The organism is Gorillibacterium massiliense (assembly GCF_000455485.1).
Taxonomy (GTDB): Bacteria; Bacillota; Bacilli; order Paenibacillales; family NBRC-103111; genus Gorillibacterium; species Gorillibacterium massiliense.
This window is the reverse complement of the sequence record NZ_CBQR020000128.1, coordinates 36001-55701: the sequence shown is the minus strand read 5'-3', so window position 1 is coordinate 55701 and position 19701 is coordinate 36001. Positions and strand designations below refer to the sequence as shown.

Here is a 19701-nt window from a genome sequence, read left to right as displayed (position 1 = left end):
AGTGAAAGTCTCCAGTGCGCCGCAAGGTGGCGGAAGCACATAGCTGACGCATAGAGCGTAGTCCGTGAGGATAGGTGGGGAGGATGCGAAGGTGAAACCCGGAACAGGCGGCATAACCGTGTTGGCTGACAGAGCTGGATGACCTGCAAATGAAGGGGAAGTCCTGTACCACCCTATGTTCTGGAAGTTATGAGGACTGGATTCGGGGGAAAGTCAATTGACATGACCCAATTGTTTCCATGGAAGCGGTAACCCTTTACCAACGATGTGAAGGCCGCTGTGAAGGTCAAGGCAAGGCTAAGGACGGTGAGAAGTCAGACGTAGGGATAGTAGTGAGAACTCTTGCTGGAAAGGCCGCAAAGGCAAGTGAATCTGCGCATAAAAAAAAGTCATCGATGCAAGCTCCGACCCAAAAGGCGGAGACTTGTGCGAAGCCCGAAACCGTAAAAGAGAAATGCTGAAAAAAACCCGCCATGAGCCAGACAGAAGTCGGAGAGCCATGAAGCGCGAAGGGCCGAGGTCGAACAAACGGGTAGACCGTCTGAGGCGAGTACCGCCAAACAACCGGAACACTGCCAAAAGGCTAAACGACCGGGGATGGAAGGGAAGTAAACGAATCATGGAGGAACAGACGCAACAAGTCAGGCATTTCCGTGAAGGAGAAGAGAAAGGAAAGAAGCGCAGATGGTACAGTCTTATCGACAAGATATGGGCGACATCCAATCTGGAGGAAGCCTTCCGAGAGGTCAAACGCAATAGGGGAGCCGCAGGAGTGGACGGAATGACCATTAATTCATTCGAGTCCGAGTTAGAGAGCCATGTACAAGCACTTCAGCACACGTTGCGGACGAAAACATACCGGTCGAAACCGGTAAAACGAGTCTATATCCCGAAGGGGGACAGAACCCAAAGACCTCTAGGCATTCCTACCGTAGGAGACCGAGTTGTACAAGCAGCGGCAAGACGCATACTAGAACCCATTTTTGAAGAAGTGTTTCTGGATTGCAGTTTTGGATTTCGTCCGGGAAAGAGCGCGTATATGGCGTTGCAGAAGATTGGTAAGGACGTGATGGACGGATATACTTTCGTCATTGATGCCGATCTCAAATCCTACTTCGGTGCTAGGTAAGCTGGGTGCTTTCAGTGGGTGCAATTCCCACCCGGGCAAAGGGAACGAGCCGCCCTACCCGGAATCGAGTCTTGAGCACGCAAAGGTAACGATGCGGCCTAAGCGTAGACAGAGCGACGACCAGGCCGTAACGCAAGTGAAGCGATTGAGCCTCGTGAGATGTCACGGGGCCGACAAGGTCGAATACTTGGAAGGTTATAGTAGATTTCCGTAAAAGGCGAGGAAATCGGAGACCCCGGCGGGGGCTGAGAGCACGGCATGGCGGAACAGGAAGCATCACGGAACTAGGGAGATCCATCGCGGTCTTCGTGAAAAAAAGCGGAGTACGCTAACTGAAAAGGACCATCCATAGGAAGGTAGATGCCGCGGTGGAAGTCGGACTTGCTGGTAGTACTCGGAGCGCGGGATAGCCGCGTACAGGGGAAGCGGCAAGGCAGAGTAAGCTCTTACCAGCGAAACATACCCCACACGCAGAGGTGGACATCGTATGTCAACACAACTGGCTAAGATAGCAGAGAAAGCTTGGCAAGATAAGAAAATCCGCTTCACGTCACTGGCGCACCTCATCACGCCTGGGTTTCTGCAAGAAACTTGGGGATGTTGAATCGCAAAGGTGTGAACTCGATTTATCAAAAACTTCCATCAATAAATTCTTCGCTTTTGTCACTTCTTTAGGACTAATCGAAAGTAGAACTGGAAAACTGGAAAATCGTAATTTTCCAACCCAGAGACCAAACAAGTATAAGAACTTGCCTTGCAAGCTATGGGCTTCTCTATTAATTAATTACCTCTTTTATGATGTTTCTGATTTTGATTAATTCCGAATCATCCTGGTTCATAAGTATTTCAATTATCTCTGCGATGTGTAATTCCTTGCTTTCGTTGATATATCGATCAGAAGATTCTTGATATCTGAGGAGTTCCGCTACGCTCACGTTTAGTGATGAGCTAATCCTTGCCAGATTTTTCAAAGTGATGTTTGCCTCTCCACGCTCTACACTACCAATATAGGAAAAATGAAAGCCCGCTTTTTCCCCAAGCTCTTCCTGGGATAAGGACTGGGCTTTTCTTATTTCCTTAATCCGAAGACCAACTAACCGTAAAACGATATCAGGATTGTTCATTTGTCAGCACCTCACAGTTGAAGTGTAGACAAAATTCTGATTCACAAAAATACGTGCATATCTATCGAAATTAAAAATGATATATATATGTATCAAAACGACAAAACTAGGTAATAAATATAGTAAAAATAATAGGAGGTTGATAGATATGAACGATGCTTATCACTTATACCCAGATAAAGCTATTCGAATAGGGGATTCAGTGTTTTACAAAGGAGAAACTTTCGTACCACTAGAGAAAATTGATGAGGACAACACAATAGTCCCGGTTCTTATTCTTGCGTCTAAATTAAATCCCAAAACGATTTTTGTTCTTCTTCAAGATGGAACAGAACTTGTTAAGTATTATCGCAAAGATTCTCATGATCCTAATTCGGACAAGGAACGATACTTTGCTAGAGTTCAATATCTCAAGGACGAGCTCAGAAAACGAAGGACCTTACACGATAGGAAATTGAAAGGAGCTTAATCGTGACTTTCCTAATTCGACCTAAAGCGGAGCGTGATGAGAGCTTAATAAGTTACCTATATCGCTTGGCAAAATCTAACGGCTATAATTCCGTTACGACACTTACCTCATTACTCCATTTGAACAATACATCGTATAAAAATAATTTATTTGAACAAGATCAACTTAATAGAATTTCAGAATTTACAAGTCTGAGAGTTGATTATCTATATTCCATGACCAGTAATCTGTATTTGGACGTTATGGGATCCGATCTGGCCAAAAAGGCGTTGGTAAGAAACAAAATTAAGTATTGTCCAAAATGTCTTGAAGAGGGTTCCATATTTCCAGCAAAGTGGTTTCTGAGATCTGTCTCTATATGTGAGAAACATGGGATCATTCTTAATGACAAATGCTACTCTTGTGGATCGTATGCGGTAATAACTGCAGCATTGATGAACAAATGTTCAGTTTGCAGCAAACTGTATTCTGATTCACCAATAGTTAATTTTGAGACTCCATCATGGGTTAACTTTGAAGTGTTTGAACTTAAAGAAAAGTACAAAGTACATTTTTATAGAAGGGATTTGCCAGTTGAGAGTGTCCATCAACTTCTTTATAGTAGTTTACTTTTACTTGAAGGGATGCCTTCACCATTCGATATAAGCCAGAGAATAAAGATTTATCACAACAAGAAGGGGGCTAGCAGAAATAATGAAGAGATACATCATGCAATAATAAGCTTTTTTTGGATGTATGATGAATTTCCATATCATTTCAACAAAGTCCTTGAACACCTATTTCAACTGCCTGCAAAAGTTATGTACTTTCGAAAAGGTGAATTCGAAAGATTATTACAAGACGAAAAGTTTTGTTGGCTTAGGGAAGCCTATGATCAATTTTGGCTATCTCAGTTAAATAATGGAAGGGTTCGGAGGGATTTCTCTGTATTTAAAGAGAACGAAGGTTTGTTGGAAAATCGAGAGTTTGTTAGAAAGGAGGAGGTAAAAAATTACTTTTCAAACGATAAGATTCTAGCGTTGGCAAACGGGAATACTCTTTTACTCAAGAGTGAGAATGATAAATATTTCGTGGATAAGAAAAGTCTAGATGAACAACTGAATTTACGAAGACAATATGTCAGCAAGTCTGAATGTTCACGGATGCTCGGATTAAGTTTAGAAATCGTTAGAGAGGTCATCAGGGAAGGTATCCTAGAGCAGCACTCGATAGAAGGGTTCCAGCACTTAATGATCAAGAAAACTGAAGTTGAAGAGTTAATTGGTAAATGTTTCTTATCGAAACTTGATGAAAGTAAGAGCCCAATAGCATTTAGCAAATCACTAAAAAAATACAATACTATTGGGCTTTCGGCTGTCGAACTAATAAAAAGAATTCTTTCTGGAGAGTTGAAGACGTCTTTTTCAGGAGAGAAGAACTTCAAGTGTTGTTATTTAGATAAAGACCAACTTAATTCCATTATTGTAGAGTATAAAGAAAAACGTTCAGTTGAACTTGGCTTATATCGGGAAGAGGTAATGAAGATTTTACGGGTAGGTGAAAAGCGAATCTTATCGCTTGAAGCATTAGGAGCATTAAAACCTAAGCTGGTTATACATCTGAAAGGCGGCCGCAAGAGATATATCTACGATAAGGAGATGATATTTAGGTTAAGGGGAAAGTGCGGTTGAATAAAGTGTCAGGTGGCATGAACTATGAAATCACCGAGGAAGGTTTACTAAAGATGGTAGAAGAGCGGGCATTCAAGGAAGTGCTGGTGCGGTGGTTTATATGACAGTCTCAAGAGGGGCTTGGAGAAAGGGCTGGGTTTCATTAATCATATATTGGCGGAGTTAGATGACATTGGGATGCTCATATTCAAATTGTAAGATTATAAAAGAAATTATGAATCCAACCATATAGTAACAATCGGGAAATGTATAAACCTCCATCATTGTGGCGTGCTCACCTGTAAACTTCGGCATTTTTAATGAAAGTATTGTTTGTCGCAATGTGATTCAGGCGTTCGTACAGAACTGGTATATGCCTACTGATAAATCCTTGCAAAGTAAATTTGATACCTTACAAAAAAAACGTAATCTGCTTGTGAAACTTATCAATTCGCTTTTGGAGAACTCTTACCCGTCTAGTCGCTTGTACGATATTATGCACGGGTCATCTTTCATGTCATTTGGATTAATCTATTTGTTAACCAGTCCAAATGTGTCACAAAAGCCTCCGATCATGCGCATATCTATGTTCGGAAATATTCAATCCTCAGAGTACGACAACTATAGGTTATTCAAGCATTTGTTATTGATTGGGGCATTCACGGGATCGAGCGGTTGGACAGGCTTGGGTTAAGATTCAATTCTTATACTTAATTCCAACAGCCCCCCTTTTATCATATAGCACGACCTTGACCCCGCCTCCGTGGCGGGTTATTTTTTTTCTGCTTCATTCGCTCAAATAATTCGGGTAGTATTTTTGGGGCTTTGATATTGATAGTGATATTTTACAAATTTGTGAATTTTGTTTTATCAAGGAACGTGTTTTGATTTGAATATGTCATATATTGTAAAAGGAGGAGGATATATAAAATAATATGTTTGAAATAATAGAATAGGGGTCTCGAAATATAGTTGAGATATATACCAAGGAAAAATAATAGGGACATTATTGGGTGGTTTTCTAGCAATTTCTTCTTTACCAATCGCTTCACGATACGTAGACGTCTTCATTCAGATGCTTCCACATACTAGCTCCTCTCCCTTATCCCTAATTTTAAAAGCTGTTGTTTTGTAAAAACATTCATGGTGGCATATGTAGAAAATTCGCCCAAACATCATTTATATCGGGGGCGAATAATTTTTAATCCTTCTTTACTTTTAACAAGGATATTCGAGAGGGGTGAGATATGAATACAATCGCAATCGTTTTCAAACGTAAAAAGAGCATTAACCAAACCTTCTGTGGAAGGGCGTATAAGAGAAACCATAAACGAATACGAAAAGTATATACCACCATTAACTGGAAATGTAACAATTACCACGGAAGACAATACTATTACATACGAGAATTTATAGAACAGCACTAACATAGTTTTCAGGTAACAATGTCAGGGGGATGCCGACAAAATTATTTAATGTAATTGTTGAAAACGCTTTAAAAGTTTCTTTTGTTATTATATCAACAATATCAATTGGGAGAAATTTAACCTATATAGGTAACGAGAGGAGAATAAAATGAAATCGACAATTAAAAAGATACTAAGCTTGTTGATGACAATTGCTATGATTTTATCAGGACTATCAATTGGTGTTGTAGAAAAAGCAAGTGCGGCAAAGGCAACGCCAATGAGTGCAAGTGGAGGGATACCCCTCAAATCGGCTGGAACGTTATGGGCTGGGGGAAGTATCAGTTATAGTCAATTTGGCTTTGGCAATGGTACAACAACCTCAAGTGGTGTTCCTGCATCAACTTTTATCAGTTTGTCGGTGGATAAAACAGCACCTACGATTAAACTTACACCAAGTACAACCGCAGCAACGAATGCGGATGTGAAAGTTACCGTTACGGCAACAGATGCTGGTGGAGTTTCTGTGTTGAAATATGCATCTGGTTCTCAAACCGCAAGTTACTTTGCATCAAGTGGAACGTCCATTAGTAGCGGATCAACGTTTACCGTTTCGGCTAACGGAACGTACACCGCTTATGCAAAAGATAAGTCAGGAAACGAAACGGTGCAAACGATCACAATTAATAACATCGATAAAACGGCACCTACGATTACACTTACACCAAGTACAACCGCAGCAACGAAAGCGGATGTGAAAGTTACCGTTACGGCAACAGATGCTGGTGGAGGTTCTGTGTTGAAATATGCTTCTGGTTCTCAAACCGCAAGCTACTTTGCATCAAGTGGAACGTCCATTAGTAGCGGATCAACGTTTACCGTTTCGGCTAACGGAACGTACACCGCTTATGCAAAAGATAAGCCAGGAAATGTAACGGTGCAAACGATCACAATTAATAATATCGATAAAACGGCACCTACGATTACACTTACACCAAGTACAACCGCAGCAACGAATGCGGATGTGAAAGTTACCGTTACGGCAACAGATACAGGAAGTGGAATCGCAATTTTAAAATACACATCAGGCACGCAAGCCGCAAGCTATTTTGCTTCAAGTGGAACAGCCATTAGTAGTGGTGGAACGTTTACCGTTGCTGCGAATGGAACGTATACCGCTTATGCCAAAGATGCGGCAGGAAACGAAACGGTGCAAACGATCACAATTAGTAACATCGATAAAATGGCACCTATGATTACACTTACACCAAGTACGACAGCCGCGACAAATGCAGATGTAAAAGTTACCATTACAGCTTCGGATACGAATACGATTTCTGTATTGAAATATGCATCTGGATCACAAGCGGCAAGCTACTTTGCTTCAAGTGGTACAAGTATTAGTAGTGGTGGAACGTTTATTGTTTCTGATAATGGAACTTATACCGCTTATGCCAAAGATGCCGCAGGAAGCGAAACAGTGCAAACGATCACCATTAACAACATTGACAAAACAGCACCAACGATTATGCTGACACCAAGCAAGACTGCGGCAACCAATGTCGATGTTTCAGTCACTGTCACTGCAACAGATACAGGAAGTGGAACTGCGACTTTGAAATACGCATCTGGCACACAAACCGCAAGTTATTTTGCATCAAACGGAACAGCAATTAGTAGTGGTGGAACCTTTATTGTTTCTGATAATGGAACGTATACTGCTTATGCTAAAGATGCCGTAGGAAACGAAGCGGTGCAAACGATCACGATTAGCAATATCGATACAGCACCTCCTGTTATTACACTTCTGCTGAACTCAACAGCCGCGACGAATACAAATGTAACCGTAACGGTTACGGCTACGGATACCAGTGGTGTTTCTGTATTGAAATATGCATCTGGATCACAAGTGGCAAGCTACTTTGCTTCAAGTGGTACAAGTATTAGCAGTGGTGGAACGTTTATTGTTTCTGATAATGGAACGTATACCGCTTATGCGAAAGATGCCGCAGGAAACGAAGCGGTGCAAACGATAACGATTAGTAACATTGATAAAACTACGCCGACGCCAATGCCGACGCCAACGCCAACACCAACGCCAACGCCAACGCCAACGCCAACGCCAACGCCAACGCCAACGCCAACACCAACACCAACACCAACACCAACACCAACACCAACACCAACACCAACACCAACACCAACACCAACACCAACACCAACACCAACACCAACACCGACCTCTCTTGTTGTTGCTGGTGGGGACGGACATTCGTTGAATTTGAGAAAAGATGGCACCGTCTGGGCCTGGGGAAGCAACTATCGCGGTCAATTAGGCATTGGAACGGGCGGACCGGGCTCAGATAGATCCACTCCTGTGCAAGTGAGCGGTTTGACCAATGTAATCGCTATAGCGGCAGGGTATAATTATTCCTTAGCCGTCAAACAAGATGGAACGGTGTGGGCATGGGGGAGCGCCGCCTATGGCTTAGGTAATGGAACGTCAACTACCGAAACCACTCCTGTGCAAGTGAGCGGCTTGACCAATGTAATCGCTATAGCGGCAAGGTATGAACATTCCGTAGCGCTCAAACAGGACGGAACAGTGTGGACGTGGGGGTATAATGGTTACGGTCAATTAGGCAATGGAACGACCAAAGACAGTTCAACTCCGGTGCAAGTGAGCAACTTGACTAATGTCATCGCTGTAGCTGCAGGGATGGGTCATTCCTTAGCGATCAAACAGGACGGAACAGTGTGGACGTGGGGTGATAACGATGACGGTCAATTAGGCAATGGAAAGTACGCCAGAAGTACCACTCCGGTGCAAGTGAGCAATTTGACCAATGTCATCGCTGTAGCTGCAGGAACAAACCATTCCCTAGCGGTCAAACAGGACGGAACGATTTGGACATGGGGCAAAAATCAAGTCGGCCAATTAGGTGATGGAACGACCTCCGTGAGAACTACTCCGGTGCAAGTGAGCGGCTTGGCTAATGTCATCGCTGTGGCTGCAGGAGTAGATTATTCCCTAGCGGTCAAACTGGATGGAAAGGTGTGGGCTTGGGGGGATAACGGTTCCCGTCAATTAGGCGATGGAACGACCAAAAACAGCCTTGTTCCGATGCAAGTAAGTGACTTGAACAACGTCATCGCTGTAGCTGCAGGGTATCACCACTCCCTAGCGGTCAAACAGGACGGAACGGTTTGGACGTGGGGTAATAATCAAAACGGCCAATTGGGTGATGGAACGACCTTCAATTATTTCACTCCAATGCAAGTAAGAAGCTTGACCAATTCCATCGCTGTAGCTGCAGGGTATGATCATTCCCTAGCGGTCAAACAGGATGGAACGGTGTGGTCGTGTGGGTATAACTATTATGGCCAATTAGGCAATGGAACGACCACCAACACTAACACTCTGGTGCAAGTGAGCAGCTTGACCAATATCATTGCTGTAGCTGCAGGGTATAACTATTCCCTAGCGGTCAAACAGGACGGAACGGTGTGGACGTGGGGGGATAATGCTTACGGCCAATTAGGCAATGGAACGACCACCAACAGTACTACTCCGGTGCAAGTGAGCAACTTGACCAATGTCATCGCTCTAGCTGCAGGAGAAAGTCATTCCCTAGCAGTCAAACAGGACGGAACAGTGTGGACGTGGGGGTATAATGCTTACGGTCAATTAGGTAATGGAACAACCACCAACAGTACTACTCCTGTACAAGTGAGCGGCTTGACCAACGTCATCGCTGTTGCTTCAGGAAGGTTTCATTCCCTGGCGGTCAAACAAGACGGAACGGTGTGGGCGTGGGGATTTAACGCTTACTCTCAATTAGGCAATGGAACGACCACCAACAGTACTACTCCGGTGCAAGTGAGCGGCTTGAGCAATGTCATCGCTATAGCTGCAGGAACAGCCCATTCCCTAGCACTCAAACAGGATGGAACGGTGTGGGCGTGGGGGTATAATTATCCCGGCCAATTAGGCAATGGAACGACCAAAGACAGTCCCACTCCTGTGCAAGTGAGCGGCTTGAGCAATGTCATTGCTATAGCTGCAGGAGCAGCCCATTCCCTAGCGGTTAAACAGGATGGAACGGTGTGGACATGGGGGAATAATGTTTGCGGTCAATTAGGCAGTGAAACGTTGAACACCTACACTGCCATTCCGGTGAAAGTGAGCATCTTGACCTATGTCACCGTTATAGCTGCAGGATCAAACCATTCCCTAGCGGTCAAACAGGATGGAACGGTGTGGGCGTGGGGGCGTAACGCTTACGGCCAATTAGGAGACGGAAAGAACCTTAGGAAGGTTGGTAGGCTGAATGTGAAGTACAACTACGATCAAGCTGGACTATTGCGGAGTATTACGAATGCTGATACTGGTGAATTTTTACAAACTTATGTTTACGATAATAATGGCAATCTATTAAAAGTTGTCGGGCCATGAGTCTGACAGATTCTTGGATCATAGTACGAAGAGAAAGTAATGAAAATATAGGAGGATATATGCGAAAACGATTCGGGTATAAAATAACTTCCACCATTCTTTGTGCTGCGATACTATTTTCTTTCTTATCGCCTGTCTCTGCTAACCGAGATTCGTCAGATGCGACCATCGGTTCTCATAAACAAGATCAAACCTCCACCAAAGATACTACTGCAGAAGATCCCAAACAGATTCCTATTCCCAAACATGCCCCACAAGCTGCCGGACGGTTTACAACAGATCAAGTCCTGTTCATTCAAGACTATTTCACCTTAGAGATGCAGCAACTGGCAGCCTACTACTACCCGGAACTAAATGCGCTGCTAACGAATCACCAGGCATTAGATAAACACAATTGGAACGAGTCTCATGCGATTGAAATCTATGCAAATCTAAATGCCCAAGAGCAAGGTTGGATAGACGATTTTGCTCCGCTGGTGAAACGCAATTATCTTGAGGCAACAAATGCTGTGCAGCAAGGAAGTCTCGAATCCTCTGTTGTCGGCAGTGTATATGGCAATGAATCATCCATACCAGATATGAACGTTACGGATGACTTCATAGCACTGGATGAACCAAGTGAAAATGCAGACGAAACAGCTAGCGTTACCGGCAGTACATATGGAGGCAGAAGCACGTCTAGATCCGCCATGATGATGTTATCTACAACGGGCTCTACGGATAAATCGGCGACTAAATCTCCTATCGCGGACTATCGATATCAGGAAAACAGCGACAGCGTGATCGATCCCATTTACCGGACAAGCAACCAACAGATTACCGATTTGTTTTTAGAAGGACGAAACGGCTTAAGCTTTTTCTTAACCCGTTCCTATAACTCGATGAATGCCAAAATCACGACCCCTGGAACCCAATCCTTCGATGTAAAGGATGAATCCGGCTCAGCTTACACTTGTACAGAGTACAACATCCAGACGTTGTACGGCGGAACCGACTGTATGGGCAACAAACCTACAGTTGCATGGCAACAGGCTGGTCAAAACTATGTGGCTACCGGCTGGGAACTGAACCTGCCTGAGATGACAGCGGAGGCTTATCAAGAAGAAATTGAATGGCTGGAGGTACCAAGTCAGTTTTTAGCTGAAGGTCAACCCTTCTATTTAACGGATTTCTATAGCCGAATTCGAACAGAAAAGCCGAAGCTTACCTTTACGCTACTGGATAGCAGTACTTATATTTTTGAAAACGGCAATCCTATCCCTTCCAATCATCCGTACGCAAATGTGACCTATCAAGTCACTGCAGATAACCACTACTTACTAAGTGTAAATAACCAACTTACCTATGACTTTGTGATTGATCCGTTTACTGGAACAGGGAAAGTGCAGTCTATTACCAACTTCCTTGGTGACAGCATCTCGTTTGTGTATGCCGGGGATAAGGTAACCGTAACGGATACGGCCCAGCGGACGATCGAGATCATCAAACAGCCCATCCAATCCGGCTCTGCCGCCAAGCGAATATCGCAGGTAGTGGTAAAGAATCAAACCGGAACCGTATTGCGAGATATTCAATATAAGTCGGATTTTGTCTCGATGACAGGCTCGCTACGGCAAACGCTTGGAATCAAGGTGGTGAATAACGCAACAACAGGTCTGTATGATGCCGTCGAAACGTATGGATCGCAGGAGACAGACATTTCATACACACGTCTTACTTCCGTCTTCGATGCTATAGGCAACCGGACGCTATCGTCGTACACCTATTACACACCGGGTTCTACTACAAAAGCCGATTATAATATGGAGGACGATTATGCCTTCCACTACACGTCGGCAACAGAACCAAAGTTGGACGAAGATCAAATGGAGTCATCCGACGTAGTAGCGCGTGACCTGCAAAGCTATGGAGAGATTCAATATTTGCTGCTGAAGGATACTTCCACCGATACCGGCTTTACGACCAGTTATGATTACCGATGGTACGATCCAACTTGGTCACAGCTAAGCAGTTATACGGCACGTGATGCGGCAAGAGGCTCGATCCGCATGTATTTGGATAACTTCGGGTTACTCTACACGGGCTATCATTCGGTAACCCGAGTCACCTTTAGCTACCAGAACGAGCTGCAGCAAAACAAAGTATTAAGTCTGGATGTAAGTGAAGACGGACCCGCGAAAGCACAAGAAATATGGAAACATCCCAAAGACTATTTCTATCGGAACTTTACTTATAACAACCCTGGTTTATCCAACTATCGGGTAATCGATCGACTTTACCATAGTACAAGCTTCCGTCAAGGGGATACCAGCCACACGTTATTAACGATGGATATGGGGGATTATACCGACAGGCAAGGCTTTGTATTCCAGATGAACGATATAAACGTACCGGTTAAAGTCAAGGAATATACGGCCGCAGACAGCTTAACGAACGGAATAGACGAGACAGTCGGAACTACACGGTATAGGGCCGTGTCTGGGAAATCCACGACTTATACTTATGACAAGGATCAAACCAATCCATCAGCCGTGTATAGCTACGACTCCGGTGCAGCGGATGACCCGCGGCCGCTGGACCTGATCCATTACCTAGACAATCCTTTATATCAAAGCATGGTACCAAAAGGTCTCAATCAGTTCGCAGTCTCTAGCACAATGGAATATGACAGCTTTGGATTTATTACCAAACAGACCGATCCATTGGGGAATACAACGGAAAACACGTACAGTGGACCGTATCATCAGATAGGCACGACCCTTACAACTTCTGCAGATGGCCTTACAACTGTGCAAACATCGTATACTTACAATCCGAATGGGACTTTGGCTAAGACGATAACCGAAACGTCTTACCGCAATCCGGAGTTCCCCAAATATGGGCAATCGGATATCGTGACGACAACTTATTCGAATTTCAATCCTTTTTTGCAGCCTCAACACATCGAGACATCATCGGAGGGCAGCCAGTATGTCGGAGACCCGGTGCAGATAACCGATCTCGTGTATAGTGCTGACGGACTTCATGTCATTCAGAAAACGATCAGTGTCACCCTCGGAAAATGGGAGTCACCGACACAATTGGTGACCAATTACGCCTACGATGGCCTGGATCGTCTGAAACTGCAAACAAACCCTGACTTTAGCAAAGTAAGCTACACGTATGATTTCAAAGACCGTGTGCTGAGCGAAACCTTTACGCCATCAGCTGCAAAAACTAACCCAGCTCAAACGACGCAGGTTAGCTATGATGATGCAAACCGTACTGTCTCTGAGACGTCGCCGGACGGCATGCAAACCATTATCCGTTATACACCGTTCGGAGACATTGAAAAGCAAGAACAAGCGGTAGGCGCATCACGACGGACGCTTGTCGTGAACCATACCAACTCAACCGGCAAACTTCAAACAGAAACGCTCCCGTATGGCGACGACACGAAAAAGACACAGTACTATTACGGGAACAACGGTCAGATCATTAAAAGCGTAAATGCGTTGAACCAGGAAACCAACTATCAATATGCGAACGCAGCTTATGGAACCGATGGCTCATCTGCCTATCTGCAGAGTGTAATCCGTGTGACGGATCCGGATGGTAAAGAGACCACAACGTATCAGGATAAACTAGGACGAATAGAAAAGGTAGTGGAACAAAGTCCCTCTAGAACCCGTACAACAACTTATTCCTACACACCGCTAGGCAAAACGTCTGAAATGAGTGTTATGGATCAAGGAACGACACAAACAACGAAGTATGCCTACGACGGTGCAGGAAATCTAATCTTTGTCGAAGACGATAAAGGCCAACAGTATCAGTACATGTACAATCATCTAGGAAAACTGAGCGCGAAGTATATCAATACAGAACTGCAGAGCCGAAACACGTATAACGAGATAGGCGGCCTGCTTTCACAAACAGATGCATTTGGTAAACAAGAGACGTACCATTACAACAATATTGGGCTACTTAATCGATCGGTTGATCGCAATGGCCAAACGAGCTACTATACCTATACACCGTATAACGAACTTGATAAGCTATCGGTCAATAACTCATCTGGAACGGAGATAGATTGGACCCAGATGTCATATGATTCATCGACCCGTCTGTTGAATGGCATTACTACTAAAGCGGGGGAGAATCTTAGCTACGGATATGATCAATGGAACCGTCAAATCAGACAAACCGTTGTTGGACGTGATTACGGATTTGCCTACAATGATCAGGATCAATTGCAGGCGATAACATATCCGGACAATCAACAGGCTACTTATACGTATGATAACTTGATGCGAATGGCAACGGTAACATATCCAGGTATGGGAACGGTAAGTTACCGGTATACAACCGCTGTCGATGAAAACAAGGATGAAACCATTTATCCAGGTGGGCTCAGCCAAGAGGAAAGTTCCAATGCGTTTAGTGAACTAAAGACGGTTAAGCACTTCAAAAATGCTACCCAAACCTGGAGTGAAAACTTAAATTACGCCAACGGATTTGGGAATATCAGCAGCATCACGCGAAATGGAACTACAAGCACCTATGCATACGATGGATTAAACCGTCTGATCAATGAGACGTTACCAACGGGAACTGCTACCTATGGGTACGATGAATTAGGGAACCGACAAACGCTAGATTCATCATCAGGTTTAGAAATAGATTCAAGCAAACGTTTATACACATATGATGCATTCAACCGCATATTGACGTATAACAATAGTAAGGGAACCACTGCCTCTTACAGTTATTACGGAGACGGACTCCGGGCAACCAAGACCGTAAATGGCGACTTAACCCGCTACGTCTATCTTAACGGCAAAAATATCGAGGAGCTAGATACAGCCGGTAACGTAAAGGCCAGAAACATATGGGGCAAAGAACTACTGTACCGGATAGATAGTTCATCAGGAAAAAAAGGCTACTACTGGTACAATGGCCACGGTGATGTTGTTAAAATCACGGATAGTAACGGCAATGTGCTGAATAGCTACGATTACGACACATGGGGAAAATTGCTCTCTAGTTCAGAGACGATGTCGAATCCGTTTAAGTACGCAGGTGAAATCTACGATGAGGAGACGGGCTTCTATTACCTGAGAGCAAGATATTATAGTCCAGATACAGGGCGCTTTATTACTGAGGATACGTATGAAGGGGATATAACTGATCCGCTGAGTTTAAATTTGTATGTATATTGTAATAACAATCCGATCAACAGAGTCGATCCAAGTGGAAATGATAGTTATGTATTCTATGATCCTAGTAATTTTAGTGGGCAAGCCGCATCAGAAGCACAAAGACTAGCGAATTTATATGGCACAACTAGTTGGTTGATTGCGATTAATAATGAGGCTCAATTCACTAGTGAATGGAATAAAATGGGTATAATTGATGGTGAAAAAGTTTCAATTGATGGGGTATCTTTAGTGTTTCATGGTTCGCCAACTGAAATTATGTTGGACGAAGGAGCTAAGAATCAACAGGAGTATATTACTGCAAACCCTGACGGGACTACTACAAAATCTGGAAGTAGTGCCACATATATTGGTGATTTAGATTCGAAAACTTTCAAGTCTTTAAATTTGCTTATGTGTAATTCAGGTTTGGTTGATTACGATGGTTCAGATCCTGTAACGCAATCTGGCTGGGCTCATGATAAGTACAATAAAAATCTTGCGATAACATTTCTGGAGAATAACACTATCACAGATGGCGTAAACGCTTGGGATGGTAATCTGGCATATGATGTAACGAATTTGTTTTGGGTAGTGACGACCTTTGGATCAGAAGCACCCAAATATGCTCAGAGATTATCTCACTCTCAAAAATCATTTAAAGAGTATAGAAGAACAAATAGAGATCCTATTGGAAAAGTTCATTATTATAAAGATAGTTCAGGTAAAATTCATTACTATTAAGTCTGAATTCAATGGAGGTAAGTGTATTATTAAAAAAATATTAGTCATATCCATTACGTTGATTATCGTCGCAATCTTTGTAGTTGGTCGTCACTACTGGAATATTTATTATTACAAACAAGTATATGTAGAGTTGAAGTTAAAAGAGGAAATAATGGCAAATATTGATGCTACTGGTTTCTGGTTTGAAATAATAGATAAAAATACTAACTCAGTGAGGGCCAAGCAATGGGGCTTTCAGATACCAAATAATGATTTTAGTAAAAATAATATTTTGGTTTCAAGTTATCCCATAGAAAAGTTATATTACACAAGAGCAGAAAAAAATAGCGGAGGTTACATTATCGGGAAGGCAACGGCTTTAGAAAAAAGCAATCCTAAAAAGATATATGTTTATTCTATTGATAAAAAAATAAATATAATTTTTGATGAATTTAGATCAAGCAATTAAAAACATTTAGTTCTACCTTAATTGAAAATCATATGAAAATGGACATCAGTTTAACGCATGTTCATTAGGTAAATGTGAAGGGGCTATCTCAAGGGTTTGAGAGACACTTGAATAGTCCCTAATTGGATTCACCTGATAATGAAGAAATTGGATGGACTTGAATCATAATCTAGCCATACAGGAGAAAATGATATCGGTTATTTGTTTACAGCAGTACAACCCGTGAACCACATGTGAGTGTATCAACTCCATGTGTTTTTTTTTGCTTATTAACCCCGCCGCGCACCACGCACCACTCATTTGGCGGGCGGGAGAGAACGAAGCCAAGCAATTTCAGCTAATCATCCTAATGCTAAGTTCAAATCCGTAGGATAAGGGGTTCCTAGAACCTCCAGATTGACCCGGATTTCATTTGGTGGATTAAGGATATATAAACCCATATTGAATATCACAAGAGGGCTTAGAGTGAATTATAGGACTCCTAAACAAATGAACTCCAACGAAACGTAGTTTGCATGCTCGTGAAAATAAACTAAAATATTTTTACATCACGATGTTACAAATCACTTCGAATGTAATATTTATATATTAAGAACGTTAAAAGGGGAAAGTAATTAGGGAAGAGGAAAAAAGGGGAAGTAAAGTAGACGAAGTAAATGAAGCGGTGATATTGCATGAAAGATCGGGTTGTTGGTTATGTCCGCGTCTCTACACAGGGACAGGTAAAGGATGGCTATTCCCTAGCCTACCAAACGGAAGATATTCAACGTTACTGCGCCGCCCACAACCTCGAACTGCTGGACATCTACAAGGATGAAGGCATTTCAGGGGCAAAGGTGGATGAGGACGAACTGACAATAGAACGGGATGGGCTTCAAGAGTTGCTATCTGACCTGAAATGGCGTGACGTGAAATATATTGTCGTCCTGAACACCAGCCGCCTTTGGCGGGCGGATATCGTGAAGGTGCTGATTCAACGGGAGTTAAAACGGCATAAAGTTGATGTGAAAGCCATTGAGCAGCCCCAATACAGTATCTATGCTCACGATCCATCGGACTTCCTGGTAAACGGCATGATGGAACTGCTAGACCAATACCAGCGGCTAGAGATCGCATTGAAGCTGAGTCGAGGACGTCGTAAAAAGGCGCAGGAGGGCGGTTATGCAGGCGGGAGAGTGGCGTTCGGCTATTCAGCCGCCAAAGGACAAAAGACGCTCACCATCGACCCAGAACAGGCTGGGGCAGTGCGTAGGCTGTTCAAGATCAAGGCAGAACATCTGTTATGGTCATTGTCTCAAATCGCCGCAGAACTGAATCAAGCGGGCTACAGAACCGTTCAAGGTAAGCCCTTCACGAAGGTACAAGTCAAGCGCATCCTTGACCGCGAGGACTTCTATCGGGGGATTTATCGCTATGGGCATATTGAGGCCAAAGGCTTGCATCAACCGATACTTTAGATTTATGTAACGCTTAACTTAGGTGTATTCATGTCGTATAGAGCAAGTAAGGGAGAATAGGGAACGCTGTAGTGTCGCTGCGCACTGTAATTTATTCGGTGAACGCTTGTACCCAGATTGCGAATCTATTCATAATCCCCCCAAGCTCTATGACAACAGAATCCATTGAGTGATTGATAAAGGGCGGTATTGCTCATTTGTCTTTGCGAATCGGCAACGGTTAACGCTCGATACTGGAGGTTGCGAGCTGCCCTTTGCCAATCACTCAATCCACCACATGTTTGCAGAGTGAAAGGATGAATCAAGAATGAGAGAACGCTTGGAATATCTATTCGTGGGGGTAGACCCGCATAAGCAACAGCATACGGCGGTAGCTATGAACTTCTTTCGGGAGAAGGTATGCGAGGTTACGTTTGCCAACAAACCCGCTGCCTTCCCGCAGATGGTCAAGGAAATCCACAAGCATGCCGCTAAAGGAAATTATACTGCCATCATCTTCGGGTTGGAGGATACGACGAACTACGGGCGGAAGCTGACGGTCTATCTCAAGGAACAGAAGTTTATTGTCAAGGAAGTGAGCAGCAAGCTTTCAAGTGCAAAGCGTAAAAGCCATAATACTGTGAAAAAGTCGGACGCATGGGACGCGGAATGTATTGCGGCAGTGCTAATGGAGGAATATGACCGCCTACCAGCAGCAAACCCGATTGACCATGTGTGGGCGGTGAAGCAGCTTTTATCTCGACGGACATCTAGCATGAAGGGGTTGGCCTTCTCCATCCGTAAGCTACATGCTCAGCTAGGGCATCACTATCCGACATATAAGAAGTTTTTTTCCGAACTGGATGGGAAAACATCATTAGGTTTCTTCCACCGCTATCCTTCGCCCCGCCACTTGGCAGGCATGAGTGTAGAGGAGTTAACGCATTTCCTACAGAAACTAAGCAACTATGCCTGCTCTACGAAGAAGGCAGAGCAAATTCTATCCTTGGTTCAGACAGATGGGCAGCTAGAGAACGATTTTCAGGATGAACGGGATTTCATAGTACGGAGTTTGGTCAAAGAAATTCGCTTTCACAAGCGGGAGATCGCCCAAGTGGAACAAGAGATCAAGCCGCTAATGGAGCAGTTAGGCTACAAGCTGGAAACGTTGACGGGAGTGGAATTGGTAACAGCGGCTTGCTTTGTAGCGGAGATCGGGGATATTAAGCGTTTCGCTTCACCACATCAGCTTGCGAGATACTGCGGGATAGCTCCTGTTGATGTCGGCTCGGGTGGGATTGTGAAGCAAGTAAAGACTTCTCAAGGGAATCGGGAACTACACGAACTATTCTTTCAATTAGCCTGCCGCCAATTAGCCCTATCTCGCCGCTACAAGGAACCACGTAACCCGATCTTCCTTGCCTATTACAACAAGAAGCAATCCGAGGGTAAGACGAAGGGGCAGGCGAATGTCTGTATTATGCGGAAGCTGGTAAACATCGTTTACAAGATGATGAAGAATAAGACGGAGTATGTCTTGCCTGCAATACCAAAGGAAAATGCTGTATAATGATAGATGGGGACGGCGGTGTAAATCTATTGATTTCGCCGCTTTTTTCGTAGAATATAGCGGTTCATCACACAGGATACGTATGAGGGG

Annotated in this window: 9 protein-coding genes; 8 read left to right on the top strand and 1 reads right to left on the bottom strand. The window is 43.7% G+C overall.

All coding sequences use genetic code 11. The features are described 5' to 3' along the window. Positions 1 to 619 precede the first annotated feature (619 nt). Complete coding sequence (locus tag TJ79_RS16940; RefSeq protein ID WP_081756960.1) at positions 620 to 1129, top strand: reverse transcriptase domain-containing protein; 510 nt, start codon at positions 620 to 622, stop codon at positions 1127 to 1129. A gap of 776 nt (positions 1130 to 1905) precedes the next feature. Here TJ79_RS16940 and TJ79_RS16935 read toward each other — a convergent pair. After that, complete coding sequence (locus TJ79_RS16935) at positions 1906 to 2253, bottom strand: helix-turn-helix domain-containing protein (protein ID WP_040951528.1); 348 nt, start codon at positions 2251 to 2253, stop codon at positions 1906 to 1908. Positions 2254 to 2401: 148 nt separating this feature from the next. On the opposite strand from TJ79_RS16935, the gene TJ79_RS16930 reads away from it, so the two are divergent. The 7 genes from TJ79_RS16930 (at position 2402) to TJ79_RS16895 (ending at position 19611) form a co-directional block, all read left to right on the top strand. Then, positions 2402 to 2722, top strand: a complete 321-nt coding sequence (locus tag TJ79_RS16930) for a hypothetical protein (protein WP_040951527.1) — start codon at positions 2402 to 2404, stop codon at positions 2720 to 2722. 2 nt (positions 2723 to 2724) lie between these two features. Beyond that, a complete protein-coding gene (locus TJ79_RS16925) occupies positions 2725 to 4392 on the top strand; it encodes a TniQ family protein (RefSeq protein ID WP_040951526.1) in 1668 nt (555 codons plus the stop codon). 1806 nt (positions 4393 to 6198) lie between these two features. Beyond that, positions 6199 to 10233 (top strand): RCC1 domain-containing protein, encoded by a 4035-nt coding sequence (locus TJ79_RS27765; protein WP_238323045.1) that lies wholly within the window; start codon positions 6199 to 6201, stop codon positions 10231 to 10233. A gap of 59 nt (positions 10234 to 10292) precedes the next feature. Beyond that, positions 10293 to 16154: an RHS repeat domain-containing protein gene (locus TJ79_RS16910; RefSeq protein ID WP_040951524.1), complete on the top strand. Its 5862-nt coding sequence runs from the start codon at positions 10293 to 10295 to the stop codon at positions 16152 to 16154. Positions 16155 to 16212: 58 nt separating this feature from the next. Beyond that, positions 16213 to 16605, top strand: coding sequence for a hypothetical protein (locus TJ79_RS16905; RefSeq protein WP_155987932.1), 393 nt, complete (start codon positions 16213 to 16215; stop codon positions 16603 to 16605). A 674-nt stretch (positions 16606 to 17279) separates the two neighbouring features. Continuing rightward, positions 17280 to 18062 (top strand): recombinase family protein, encoded by a 783-nt coding sequence (locus tag TJ79_RS16900; RefSeq protein ID WP_040951522.1) that lies wholly within the window; start codon positions 17280 to 17282, stop codon positions 18060 to 18062. Between the two features lie 307 nt (positions 18063 to 18369). Continuing rightward, complete coding sequence (locus TJ79_RS16895) at positions 18370 to 19611, top strand: IS110 family RNA-guided transposase (protein ID WP_040951521.1); 1242 nt, start codon at positions 18370 to 18372, stop codon at positions 19609 to 19611. Positions 19612 to 19701: the final 90 nt, after the last annotated feature.

What these genes read in the sequence shown, in the direction of transcription:
- TJ79_RS16930 (WP_040951527.1), top strand. Translation starts at nt 2,402, where the DNA reads ATGAACGATGCTTATCACTTATACCCAGATAAAGCTATTCGAATAGGG.
- TJ79_RS16940 (WP_081756960.1), top strand. Translation starts at nt 620, where the DNA reads ATGGAGGAACAGACGCAACAAGTCAGGCATTTCCGTGAAGGAGAAGAG.
- TJ79_RS16895 (WP_040951521.1), top strand. Translation starts at nt 18,370, where the DNA reads ATGAGAGAACGCTTGGAATATCTATTCGTGGGGGTAGACCCGCATAAG.
- TJ79_RS16910 (WP_040951524.1), top strand. Translation starts at nt 10,293, where the DNA reads ATGCGAAAACGATTCGGGTATAAAATAACTTCCACCATTCTTTGTGCT.
- TJ79_RS16935 (WP_040951528.1), bottom strand. Translation starts at nt 2,253, where the DNA reads ATGAACAATCCTGATATCGTTTTACGGTTAGTTGGTCTTCGGATTAAG.
- TJ79_RS16900 (WP_040951522.1), top strand. Translation starts at nt 17,280, where the DNA reads ATGAAAGATCGGGTTGTTGGTTATGTCCGCGTCTCTACACAGGGACAG.